The organism is Nocardioides pocheonensis, from assembly GCF_003725535.1.
Taxonomy (GTDB): domain Bacteria; phylum Actinomycetota; class Actinomycetes; order Propionibacteriales; family Nocardioidaceae; genus Marmoricola; species Marmoricola pocheonensis.
On sequence record NZ_RJSF01000004.1, the window covers coordinates 20480 to 32254 of the forward strand.

The following is an 11775-nucleotide window of genomic DNA, read 5'->3' on the forward strand; positions in this document are numbered from 1 at the left end:
ACCCCACTCAACGAGCCTGGAGGTCCCCCGCCAGGAGCTCGTACGCCGCTCCGTCGTGCATCCCGTCGCGGACGATCACGGAGCGGCGCTCGGTGCCGGTGAGGCGGAAGCCGACGCGCTCGAGCACCCCGCGGGAGGCGGCGTTGTCGACCGCGACCGTGGCGTATGCGCGGTGCAGGCCCAGGCCGCCGTCCTCGGGTGCGATGAAGGCGTGCCGGCACGCCATCGCGACCGCCTCGGTCATCACGCCTCGCCTGCGGGCCTCCGGGTGTGACCAGTAGCCGACCTCGGCCATCCCCTCGGCGAGGTGCATCAGTGAGACCGTGCCCAGGAGCAGGTCGGTCGACGGGTCGGCGAGCATCCAGTGCAGGTCGGTGCCGGCGGCCATGCCCTCGGAGCGGTGCACCAGGAAGTCGGCGGCCATCGCGCGGGGGTAGGGATCGGGGATCCGGCCCAGCCAGTACGCCGTGACCGGGTCGGTCGCACCCTCGTGCATCCGGTCGAGGTCGTCGGGCCGGTGCATCCGCAGCCGGACGCGCTCGCCCTCGATGCGGGGCACGTCGAGCCACGTGGTCCGGGGCTCCCTCGCGTCGTCGCGGAACAGGCTGCCCACCCACGCGTCGACCCGGCCCTCGCGGTTGCGCAGCCAGCGGCGGACCGTGCCGTCACAGGGGAAGCCGACCTTCCACGCCAGCCGGCGGGACGCCCAGTTGCCCGACTCCGCCCACCAGATCACGGTGTCCAGTCCCCGGCCGCCGTCGTCGTCGGGCGAGAAGCCCCACGCGAGCAGCAGCCGCAGCGCCCGCTCCATGACGCCGCGGCCGCGGGCCCAGGGGTGCGACCCGAAGGCGATCTCGGCGCGGCCCTCGCCCTCGCTGCGCAGGCTGACCGTCCCGGCGTACCGGCCGACGCCCTCGTCGTCGAGCGCCTCCACCGCGAAGCCCCACTCGTGGTCGGCCGCCCACCCGCCGGGCATCACGTCGCGGACGAACCGCTTCGCGTCGTCGCGGACGTACGGCGTCGGCACCTTCGTCCACCGGATGCTCAGCGGGTCGCGGCTCTGCTCGACGATCGCATCGACGTCGTCGTCCCGGTGCGCACGCAGCGTGACGACACCGTCGGTGAGGGTGGGGACGTCGACGAGGGGCATGCGCGCACCCTCCCAAGGCGACGGTGCGGGAGCAACCCGCTTTCAGCGGGCGAGCGGCACGGGCGTCGCCTGCCCCGCGTCGTCGAGGGCCACCAGCGTCGGAGCCTCGAAGCTCCCACCTCGGGCGAGTACGTGGTCGCCGGCCGGGACGAGCGTGCCGACCGCTGCAGGGTTGGGGACCTCCGCGAACCGGGTCCAGGAGTCATCGGTGCTGCGGTAGAGGTGCTCGCCCGCCGGAGTGACGACGTAGAGCGTGCCCCCGGAGGTCGCGGCCATCGAGTCGACGTACTGGAAGGGCAGGTCGGACTGGTGCAGGTCGACCCACGTCTGCCCACCGTCGCTGGTCACCGCGAGGTCCGCCACGGGGAGAACGGTCGCGCCGTCGTACCCGGTCAGCGCCGCGACGTGACGGCCGCTCGTCGCGAGGTATCCCGGCAGGGCGTCGTGGGGATCGGACGACTGCATCAGGTGCTGCCGCCAGGGCGACTGGGCCGAGGGTTCCTTGCTCCACAGCATCGGCAGGTCGTGGCCGCGTGTCGTCATCGCCCAGATCGAGCCGTCGTCCGCCACGCTCGCCTGGACCCAGGCTCCGCGGTCGGGCTCGGTCGGAAGGGCCCAGGAGGTCGCCGTCCGCGGGTCCACCAGGACCAGGTCCTTGCCGTCGCGGATGAACACGTCGCCGGGGCGTACCTTCCCGGACGCCGCCGGGACGATCGGACGGGACCGACCGTGGAGGTCGATGACGACACCTCGGTGCCGCCAGGACGCGACCACGAACCCCGCAGCCCCGGCAGAGGCACTGGAGAGGTCCCCGGAGAGGAGACCCCGGTGGATGTCGCCCCCGGCCTCGAGCTGCCAGGCGAGGTCGCAGGCGCTCTCGTCCTCGGTGGGGCACGCCTTCCAGACGGTCAGGAGCGACCCGTCCGGCCCGGCGGCGTACGAGAGGAGACCTCCGGTCCGGACGACCGTTCCCGGATCGACTGCGGCCGGTGTCGCCGTACCGCTGCGGTGGCTGACCGTCGGCTTCGCCGGCCGCGGTTCGGCGTCCTGGTCGCCCGTCACGAGGGAGACGCCGGCCACGACGACCGCCACCACAGCCGCAGTGCCCGCGGCGGCTCCCAGCGCGCCGCGCCGCCGGCGCCGCTTCGCGCGTCCCACGATCTCCTCGAAGGGCGGTGGCTGGGTCTCCCGCGCGGCGGGCGTGGCCAGGTCGGGGAAGGACAGGTCGGGGAAGGGCAGGTCAGGCACGGCGCGCCTCCTCCTTCGGTGGGTCGACGTCCCTCAGCCGTACGGCGAGCGCCGCTCGACCGCGCGCCAGGCGGGCCTTCACGGTCCCGGTCGGGACGTGGAGCGTCGCGGCCACCTCGTGGACCGGCAGGCCGGCGAGGTGGTGCAGGGCGATCGCCTCGCGCTGACCGACCGGCAGCGAGCGGAGGGCGACGAGCAGGTCGACGCCGGCGGCGGTGTCGGTCTCGGCCGGGGCGTCCTGGACCAGGTCGGGGAGCAGGCCGGCGAAGCGCCGGAGCCTGCGCCACCGGCTCCTGGCGTGGTTCACGGCCACCGTCCGGAGCCATGCCTCGGGGTTCTCGAGGTGGGCCAGGTCGCGGGCGTGCAGCAGGGCCCGCGCGAACGCCTCCTGGACCACGTCCTCGGCCTCCTCACGGCTTCCTGTCACGGCAGTGAGCTGCCCGACCAGGCGCCGGTACGACGCGTCGTACAGCTCGCGCACGAAGTCCTCGCCGTGCATCCCGCGCCCCCTGATCCCGAGTCGGTCGTACCTGCACGACTCCCGGGAGCCGCATCTGGTTGCATGCACCTTGTCACCCGTTCGGCCGCGTGCCGGGCGAACTCACCGAACTGGAACAATGGAGCCCATGCCCGACCAGCCCGCCCCCGCCCCGGCGCGCCCGCGCGTCCTCTCCGGGATCCAGCCGACCTCGGACTCCTACCACCTGGGCAACTACATCGGCGCGGTCCGCCAGTGGGTGGCGCTGCAGGACGAGTTCGAGCCGTTCTTCTTCATCGCCGACCAGCACGCGATCACCGTCGAGCACGACCCGAAGGCCCTGCGCGAGCGCACCCTGCGGGCGGCGGCGCAGCTGCTGGCCGCGGGGGTCGACCCGGAGCGCAGCGCGATCTTCGTGCAGTCCCACCTGCCCGAGCACTCCCAGCTCGCCTGGGTGATGGAGTGCCTGACCGGCTTCGGCGAGGCCCGCCGGATGACGCAGTTCAAGGACAAGTCCGCCAAGGGTGGCGAGGGCGCCTCCTCGGTCGGCCTGTTCGCCTACCCGATGCTCATGGCCGCCGACATCCTGCTCTACCGGCCGCAGTACGTCCCGGTGGGGGAGGACCAGCGCCAGCACCTCGAGCTGACCCGCGACCTCGCCCAGCGCTTCAACCACCGCTTCAAGAAGACCTTCCGGCTGCCCGAGCCGTACATCCTCAAGGAGACGGCGAAGATCTACGACCTGCAGCTGCCGCAGAACAAGATGTCGAAGACCGGGTCCACCCCCGGCGGCATCATCGAGCTCCTCGACGACCCGAAGGTCTCGGCCAAGAAGATCCGCTCGGCGGTGACCGACTCCGAGACCGAGGTGCGCTTCGACGAGGAGGCCAAGCCGGGTGTCTCGAACCTGCTCACGATCTACTCCGCGCTGACCGAGCGCAGCATCGACGACCTCGAGAAGGCCTACGCGGGCAAGGGGTACGGCGACTTCAAGGGCGACCTCGCGGACGTCGTCGTCGAGTTCGTCACGCCGTTCCGCAACCGCACCCTGGAGCTGCTCGAGGACCGCGCCGAGATCGACGCCGTGCTCGAGCGCGGCGCGGAGCGGGCCCGCGCGGTCGCCACCCGCACGCTCGCCGACGTCTACGACCGGGTCGGCTTCCTCCCGGCCCGGGGCTGACGTCGGTGCCGACGATCGGGGTCTCCATCGCGGTGCCCGAGCCCTTCGGCGCCGCCCTGCAGGAGTTCCGCGTGTCGCTGGGCGACGAGGAGGCCCGGCACATCCCGAGCCACATCACCCTGGTCCCGCCCGCCGAGGTGCCTGAGGACGCGCTCGGCGCCGTCGAGGAGCACCTGAGCGCCGCGGCAGCGGCCCAGCAGCCGTTCCGGGTCCGGCTCCGGGGCACGGGGACCTTCCGGCCGGTCTCGCCGGTGGTGTTCGTCGGTGTGGTCGAGGGCATCTCCGGCTGCGAGCTGCTCGCCGCGGCCACCCGGAGCGGACCGCTCGCGATGACCGGCCACTTCCCGTACCACCCGCACGTGACGGTGGCCCATCACCTGCCCGACGAGCAGCTGGACCGGGCCTTCGTCGAGCTGGCCGACTACCAGGCCGCCTTCGAGGTGGACCGGTTCTGGCTCTACACGCACGACGAGCGCCACGGATGGCGCCCGACGCAGTCGTTCCGGCTCGGCGTACCGGCCGGTTGAGTTGTGGGTTGGGGGGCGGGCACGAGGGAGGAGGCCCGCCCCCCAACCGGTCAGGGGGTCGGCGTGAACAGGTTGACCGTGTACGCCGTGTGCAGCAGGTGGCGGCTGCCCGCCTTCTTGATGCGCTTCACCACGACCTTGTACGAGCCGGTGGTGGAGAACCCGGACGGCATCTGCCAGACGATGGTCGGCTGGGCGTAGCCGTTCTCGGGACGGTACTGGTGGACCGAGATCCGCTGGCCGCCGTAGTACACGCGGACCTTGGCGTGGGCGAAGCTCACGCCGCGGCGCCCGGAGCTCAGCGACCAGCGGCCGTCAGGCTCGATCGCGTTGGGGAAGTAGCCGGCCGTCGGCCAGCCCACCCAGCGCGGGTTCGGGCGGTTGCGGCTCGTCGGGCCGATGACCGTCAGCGCGTTCGCGGTGTCGGTGCTGCCCGTGCCCACCTGCGTGGTGAACGGGTTGAGCACCCAGCGACGGTGCCCGACGGCGAAGTTCGTGCTGCCCGGGTCGTCCATGTAGAGGTCGATGATCTGGCCCGAGCTGATCGACGGGTAGGACAGCGCCAGGTTCGAGCGCCCGGCTGCCGAGGCGCCGGCCTGGCTGTAGCACTTCCACGACGAGCTCGGGTCGTGGCTGAGAGCGCCGTTCGCGGACATCATCAGGGCTGCGGCCTGGGCGCCCGCGCTGAGCTGGGCGTTCAGCGTGACCGGGGCCAGACCGGCCAGCGACCGCACGTAGTTCATCGCGGTCAGCGTCGCGTCGTTCGACGTCGCCGACGAGAGGCCGGGCAGGCAGCCGAGCAGGCTCCCGCCGATCCAGCCGATCGGCACCGACTGCTGGTTCGCGTACTGCGACCAGTACGCCGCGTTCACCGCCGACAGGCTGCGCGTGTCGATCGCGCCCGTCCACCGTGCCGTCACGCGGGAACCCTGGGAGGTTCCTGCGTCAGCCGGAGCGGCCTGGATGATCAGGCCGACCACCAGCGTGATCACTGCGGTCACCAGGCTGAACCCGGTGCCGTACTTCCTCGTGTTCTCCCTCACAAGAGAACGATAAGCACCAAATGTCCGTTTTGACCAGTTCGTGAGGAAGATCCGTTATGAAAACTTTATCCGTCTTGTCTAGTCCGCGCTCAGGTCCGGCTGGACCACCGGGCCCCGCCGGGCTCTGCGAGACGGCCGTGACGCGGGCTAGTGCCCGTGCTGCAGGGCCTTCCTCAGGTCGCGGTTCATCTGCGAGATCACGTCGAGCGGGATCTCCTTGGGGCACGCCGCGGTGCACTCGCCGATGTTGGTGCAGCCACCGAAGCCCTCGTGGTCGTGCTGGGAGACCATGCTCACCACGCGGTTGTCCCGCTCGGCCTGGCCCTGCGGCAGCTCGCCGAGGTGGGTGATCTTCGCGCCCATGAACAGCGAGGCGGACCCGTTCGGGCACGCCGCGACGCAGGCGCCGCACCCGATGCACGTGGCGGCGTCGAAGGCGCGGTCGGCCGCCTCCTTGGGGACCTGGATCGAGTGCGCCTCCGGGGCCGAGCCGGTGTTCACCGAGATGAAGCCGCCGGACTGGATGATCCGGTCGAAGGCGCCCCGGTCGACGCAGAGGTCGCGCACGACGGGGAAGGCGTCGGACCGCCACGGCTCGATCGTGATCTCGTCGCCGTCCTTGAACGACCGCATGTGCAGCTGGCAGGTCGTGGTCACCTCGGGGCCGTGCGGCTCGCCGTTGATCATCAGGCCGCACATGCCGCAGATGCCCTCACGGCAGTCGGAGTCGAACGCGATCGGCTCCTCGCCGGCCGCGTTCAGCTGCTCGTTGAGCACGTCGAGCATCTCGAGGAACGACATGTCGGGGGAGACCGTGTCGAGCTCGTAGGTGTGCATCGCGCCCGCGGTCGCGGCGTCCGGCTGCCGCCAGATCTTGAGGGTCACTCGCATTATTTGTAGGACCTCTGCTTCATCTCGATGGCCGTGTAAGTCAGGTCTTCCTTGTGGAGCACCGGCGTGCCCATCGGGGTCGCCCACGACTCGCCGGCGTCCTCGGGGGTGAACTCCCACGCGGCGACGTACGCGTAGAGGTCGTCGTGGCGCAGCGCCTCGCCGTCCTCGGTCTGCGACTCGGCGCGGAAGTGGCCGCCGCAGGACTCGCGCCGGTTGAGCGCGTCGATGCACATCAGCTCGCCGAGCTCGAGGAAGTCGGCCACGCGGCCGGCCTTCTCCAGGCTCTGGTTCAGGCTGTCGGCGCTGCCGAGCACCTTCACGTTGCGGTGGAAGTCGTCGCGCAGGGTGCGGATGAGGTCGATCGCCTTCTTCAGGCCGTCCTCGGTGCGCTCCATGCCGCAGTACTCCCACATGATGTTGCCCAGCTCGCGGTGGTAGGAGTCCACGCTGCGCGTGCCGTTGACGGTCAGGTAGTGCTCGATCCGCCGCTGCACCGACTCGCGCGCCTCGACGACCGCGGGGTGGTCCTCGGCGACCTTCTCGAACGGGCCGTCGGCGAGGTAGTCGCGGATCGTGTGGGGGAGGACGAAGTAGCCGTCGGCCAGGCCCTGCATCAGCGCCGAGGCGCCGAGCCGGTTGGCGCCGTGGTCGGAGAAGTTCGCCTCGCCGGTCACGAAGAGACCCGGGATGGTCGACTGCAGGTCGTAGTCGACCCACAGACCGCCCATCACGTAGTGGACTGCGGGGTAGATCCGCATCGGCACCTCGTACGGGTTCTCCCCGGTGATCCGGGCGTACATGTCGAAGAGGTTGCCGTACTTCTCCTCGATCGCGTCGCGGCCGAGGCGGGCGATCGCGTCGGCGAAGTCGAGGTAGACGCCGCGCCGGACGCCGTCGACCTCGGGGCCGACGCCGCGCCCGTCGTCGCACTGGTACTTGGCGGCCCGGGACGCGATGTCGCGAGGGACCAGGTTGCCGAAGCTCGGGTAGATCCGCTCGAGGTAGTAGTCGCGGTCCTCCTCGGGGATGCTCCGCGGGTCCTTGTCGCAGTCCTCCTTCTTCTTCGGCACCCAGATCCGGCCGTCGTTGCGGAGCGACTCGCTCATCAGGGTGAGCTTGGACTGGTGGGAGCCGGTGACCGGGATGCAGGTCGGGTGGATCTGCGTGTAGCAGGGGTTGGCCATGTAGGCGCCCTTGCGGTGCGCCCGCCAGCTCGCGGTGACGTTGGAGCCCATCGCGTTGGTGGACAGGTAGAAGACGTTGCCGTAGCCGCCGCTGGCGAGCACCACCACGTCGGCGAGGTGCGTCTCGATCGCGCCGGTCACCATGTCGCGGGCGATGATGCCGCGGGCCCGCTTCTTGCCCTCGCCGTCGTCGACCACGATCAGCTCGAGCATCTCGTGCCGCGTGTACGTCGTGACGGTGCCGGCCTGCACCTGCCGCTCGAGCGCCTGGTAGGCGCCGATCAGGAGCTGCTGGCCGGTCTGGCCGCGGGCGTAGAACGTGCGCGAGACCTGCACGCCGCCGAAGGACCGGTTGTCGAGCAGTCCGCCGTACTCGCGGGCGAACGGGACTCCCTGCGCGACGCACTGGTCGATGATGTTCGTGCTGACCTCGGCCAGGCGGTACACGTTGGACTCCCGTGACCGGTAGTCGCCGCCCTTGACCGTGTCGTAGAACAGCCGGTGGACGGAGTCGCCGTCCTCCTTGTAGTTCTTCGCGGCGTTGATCCCGCCCTGTGCAGCGATCGAGTGCGCCCGGCGCGGCGAGTCCTGGTAGCAGAACGACTTCACGACGTACCCGGCCTCGCCGAGCGTGGCCGCTGCCGACGCACCGGCCAGGCCGGTGCCGACGATGATGATCGAGAGCTTGCGCCGGTTGGCCGGGTTGACCAGGCGCGCCTCGAACTTGCGGGTGCTCCAGCGCTCGTCGATCGGGCCGCCGGGCGCCTTGGTGTCGACGATCGGCTCGCCGGGCACGTAGTAGCCGGCTGCGTCGTCGGACTCGCCCTCGGCGGGCACGTGGTACGAGGGGTCGGACGTGGTGGTGGTGTCCGGCATGTCGGTCATGCTGCGTGGCCTCTCATCGGGCGGGCTCTCGGGCGCGGCGGTTACTTGGTGATGACGCCGGCGAGGACGAAGATCGGGACGAGCGAGAAGCCGCCCGTGACGACGACGGCGACGGCGAACGCCAGCCGCTTGGAGCGGACCCGGGCCCGCTCGGTGCCGGTGAGGCCGAGGGTCTGCATCGCGCTCCACGTGCCGTGGTGCAGGTGCGCGCCCAGCATGGTCATCGCCAGCAGGTAGATCAGGGTCAGCCACCACGTGTCGAAGGTGTCGACGAGAAGGTTGTAGGGGTCGTTCGTGGCGCCGCCCTGCACGTTGACCTTGCCGATCGTGAAGTTCAGCAGGTGCCAGATGATGAACAGCAGCAGCGTCACGCCGCCCCAGCGCATCAGCCGGCTCGCGAAGATCGCGCCGGTGTGCTTCTTGACCTGGTAGCGGACCGTGCGGGCCCGGCGGGCGCGCCGCCAGAGGGTGACCGCGGCGTACACGTGGACGACCAGCGAGAGGACCAGCACGGTCCGGATGATCCAGAGGGCGCCGGACTCGGGAAGGATCGGCGTGCCCATGGTGCGCAGGTGGTGGGCGTACTCGTCGAAGGCGTCGTGCCCCGCGAAGGCCTTCAGGTTGCCGTACATGTGCAGCAGCACGAACCCGATGAAGATGAGGCCGCTGCCGGCCATGAGCATCTTCAGGTAGATCGTCGTGCGCGTCGCGCGGGGTGTCTGCACCAGGGTCGCCGCGGCGGCCTGGCCCGAGGCCGGGCCCGATCCCTGGCGGGAGGTTTGGGTTGCCACGGAGGCCACCGTACCGCCAGCGGAACGGCTCGTGAGCCGTGCCCGGAGTGATCAATCCCACGCGGCAGCCCCGTGCAATCCAGCGGGAATCCCGGCGTACCTCGACCGGCGAGGGGCCTTCCCAACCTCTGTGACCTGGGCCATAGTCGGTCCTGCCCAGGACCGGTAACCGCAACCACGGAGGTGGGGATGTCGTCCACGACGGCCCGTCGAGACACTGGAGTGACCGGGCCGACCCGGGCGCGGATCGACGCCAAGACGCTCCGCACCGACCGGTGGTGGCTCGCCCCGCTGACCACCTTCGTGGTCTTCACGGGCTTCGTGGTCTTCGCGACCTACCGCGCGTTCGCGGGCGACCACTTCTACGTCGAGCCCTACATGTCGCCGTTCTTCTCGCCGTGCATCGCGCACGCGTGCGCCGGCAAGACCACGCTCCCCGTGATCGCCGACTGGTGGCGGCTCTCACCGGCGCTGATCATCCTGATCTTCCCGCTGGGCTTCCGGATGACCTGCTACTACTACCGTAAGGCCTACTACCGGGCCTACTGGCTGTCGCCGCCGGCCTGCGCGGTCGCCGAGCCGCACGGCGCGTACTCCGGCGAGACCCGGTTCCCGCTGCTGCTGAACAACCTGCACCGCTACTTCTGGTACGGCGCGGTCGTGGTCGCCGTCTTCCTCACCGTCGAGACCGTCCTGGCGTTCGGGCCTGCCGAGGGTGAGTCGCCGGGCGTGCACATGGGGCTGGGCTCGCTGCTGTTCCTGGCCAACGTGGCGCTGATCTGGATGTACACGCTGTCCTGCCACTCCTGCCGGCACATCACCGCGGGGCGGCTCCGCCACTTCAGCAAGCACCCCGTCCGCTACCGGCTCTGGACCTGGGTGTCGCGCGAGAACGCCCGGCACGCGTTGTGGGCGTGGCTCTCGCTGTTCTCCGTCGCCGGCGTCGACTTCTACGTCTACCTGCTGTCCACCGGCGCGATCTCCGACCCGCGCTTCTTCTGAGCGACCCCGAAAGGCTTCGCATGACTGAGTCACCGACCGGGCGGCACCCGATGACCGGCAACCAGATGTCGGGCGACGCCGCCGGCGGCATGGAACGGCACCAGTACGACGTGATCGTGATCGGCGCGGGCGGCTCCGGGCTGCGCGCGGCGATCGCGGCGCACGAGGCCGGCGCGAAGGTCGGCATCGTCTGCAAGTCGCTGCTGGGCAAGGCGCACACCGTGATGGCCGAGGGCGGCATCGCCGCCTCGATGGGCAACGTGTACCCCGAGGACAACTGGGAGGTGCACTTCCGCGACACGATGCGCGGCGGCAAGATGCTGAACAACTGGCGGATGGCCCAGCTGCACGCCCAGGAGGCACCCGAGCGGGTGATGGAGCTCGAGGACTGGGGCGCGCTGTTCGACCGCACCGCCGACGGCCTGATCTCCCAGCGCGACTTCGGCGGCCACAAGTACGCCCGCCTCGCGCACGTGGGCGACCGCACCGGGCTGGAGATGATCCGCACCCTGCAGCAGCGCGCCGTGGCGCTGGGCATCGACGTCTTCATGGAGTGCACGGTCACCGAGCTGCTGCGGTCAGATGGTCGGATCAGCGGCGCGTTCGGCTACTGGCGGGAGAGCGGCCGGTTCGTGGTGTTCGAGGCCCCGAGCGTGGTGCTGGCCACCGGCGGCATCGGCAAGTCGTTCAAGGTCACCTCGAACTCCTGGGAGTACACCGGTGACGGCCACGCCCTCGCGCTGCGCGCCGGCGCGACCCTGATCAACATGGAGTTCGTGCAGTTCCACCCGACCGGCATGGTCTGGCCGCCGTCGGTGAAGGGCCTGCTGGTCACCGAGTCGGTGCGCGGTGACGGCGGCATCCTGAAGAACTCCGAGGGCAAGCGGTTCATGTTCGACTACATCCCGGAGTTCTTCAAGGCGGAGACGGCCGACACGATCGAGGAGGCCGACCGCTGGTACGACGACAAGAAGAACAACCGCCGTCCACCCGAGCTGCTGCCGCGTGACGAGGTGGCGCGGGCGATCAACTCCGAGATCAAGGCCGGCCGCGGTTCACCGCACGGCGGTGTCTTCCTCGACATCGCCTCGCGACGCAGTCCGGAGTTCATCCGGCGGCGGCTCCCGTCGATGTACCACCAGTTCAAGGAGCTGGCCGACGTCGACATCACGGCCGAGCCGATGGAGATCGGCCCGACCTGCCACTACGTGATGGGCGGCATCGAGGTCGACGCGGACACCGAGCTCAGCGTCGTACCGGGTCTGTACGCCGTGGGCGAGTGCTCCGGCGGCATGCACGGGTCGAACCGTCTCGGCGGCAACTCGCTCTCCGACCTGCTCGTGTTCGGCCGACGTGCCGGCGAGGCCGCGGCGGCGTACACCGACTCGCTCGG

Annotated in this window: 11 protein-coding genes; 4 read left to right on the forward strand and 7 right to left on the reverse strand. The window is 70.6% G+C overall.

What is annotated here, in order from left to right; all coding sequences use genetic code 11:
• Positions 1-7: 7 nt before the first annotated feature.
• Genes EFL26_RS02135 through EFL26_RS02145 form a run of 3 tightly spaced genes read right to left on the reverse strand, consistent with a single transcriptional unit; the run spans position 8 to position 2897 of the window.
• Complete coding sequence (locus EFL26_RS02135) at positions 8-1150, reverse strand: GNAT family N-acetyltransferase (protein ID WP_123221252.1); 1143 nt, start codon at positions 1148-1150, stop codon at positions 8-10.
• Between the two features lie 42 nt (positions 1151-1192).
• Positions 1193-2398 (reverse strand): beta propeller repeat protein, encoded by a 1206-nt coding sequence (locus EFL26_RS02140; RefSeq protein WP_123221253.1) that lies wholly within the window; start codon positions 2396-2398, stop codon positions 1193-1195.
• On the reverse strand, positions 2391-2897 hold the full coding sequence (locus EFL26_RS02145; protein WP_123221254.1) for an RNA polymerase sigma factor: 507 nt from the start codon (positions 2895-2897) through the stop codon (positions 2391-2393). Before EFL26_RS02145 ends, EFL26_RS02140 begins: the two co-directional genes overlap by 8 nt.
• A 127-nt stretch (positions 2898-3024) precedes the next feature.
• On the opposite strand from EFL26_RS02145, the gene trpS reads away from it, so the two are divergent.
• The gene (gene trpS / locus EFL26_RS02150) at positions 3025-4056 is read left to right on the forward strand and encodes a tryptophan--tRNA ligase (protein WP_123221255.1); all 1032 of its coding nucleotides are present in this window, start codon (positions 3025-3027) and stop codon (positions 4054-4056) included.
• Between the two features lie 5 nt (positions 4057-4061).
• Complete coding sequence (locus EFL26_RS02155) at positions 4062-4583, forward strand: 2'-5' RNA ligase family protein (protein ID WP_123221256.1); 522 nt, start codon at positions 4062-4064, stop codon at positions 4581-4583.
• 50 nt (positions 4584-4633) lie between these two features.
• On the opposite strand, the gene EFL26_RS02160 is transcribed toward EFL26_RS02155, so the two are convergent.
• The 4 genes from EFL26_RS02160 to EFL26_RS02175 all read right to left on the reverse strand — a co-directional run bounded on the left by EFL26_RS02160 (position 4634) and on the right by EFL26_RS02175 (position 9380).
• The gene (locus EFL26_RS02160; protein WP_123221257.1) at positions 4634-5626 is read right to left on the reverse strand and encodes a CAP domain-containing protein; all 993 of its coding nucleotides are present in this window, start codon (positions 5624-5626) and stop codon (positions 4634-4636) included.
• A 147-nt stretch (positions 5627-5773) separates the two neighbouring features.
• Complete coding sequence (locus EFL26_RS02165) at positions 5774-6517, reverse strand: succinate dehydrogenase/fumarate reductase iron-sulfur subunit (RefSeq protein WP_123221258.1); 744 nt, start codon at positions 6515-6517, stop codon at positions 5774-5776.
• A complete protein-coding gene (locus EFL26_RS02170; RefSeq protein WP_123221260.1) occupies positions 6517-8580 on the reverse strand; it encodes a fumarate reductase/succinate dehydrogenase flavoprotein subunit in 2064 nt (687 codons plus the stop codon). Before EFL26_RS02170 ends, EFL26_RS02165 begins: the two co-directional genes overlap by 1 nt.
• A 50-nt stretch (positions 8581-8630) precedes the next feature.
• The gene (locus tag EFL26_RS02175; RefSeq protein WP_245999957.1) at positions 8631-9380 is read right to left on the reverse strand and encodes a succinate dehydrogenase cytochrome b subunit; all 750 of its coding nucleotides are present in this window, start codon (positions 9378-9380) and stop codon (positions 8631-8633) included.
• Positions 9381-9569: 189 nt separating this feature from the next.
• Between EFL26_RS02175 and EFL26_RS02180 the strand changes: the two genes are divergently transcribed.
• Entirely contained in the window at positions 9570-10382 is an 813-nt protein-coding gene (locus tag EFL26_RS02180; protein ID WP_123221259.1) for a hypothetical protein, read from the forward strand.
• A gap of 20 nt (positions 10383-10402) precedes the next feature.
• Positions 10403-11775 (forward strand): fumarate reductase/succinate dehydrogenase flavoprotein subunit (locus EFL26_RS02185; RefSeq protein ID WP_245999958.1); only part of this gene is annotated, 1373 nt, incomplete at its 3' end.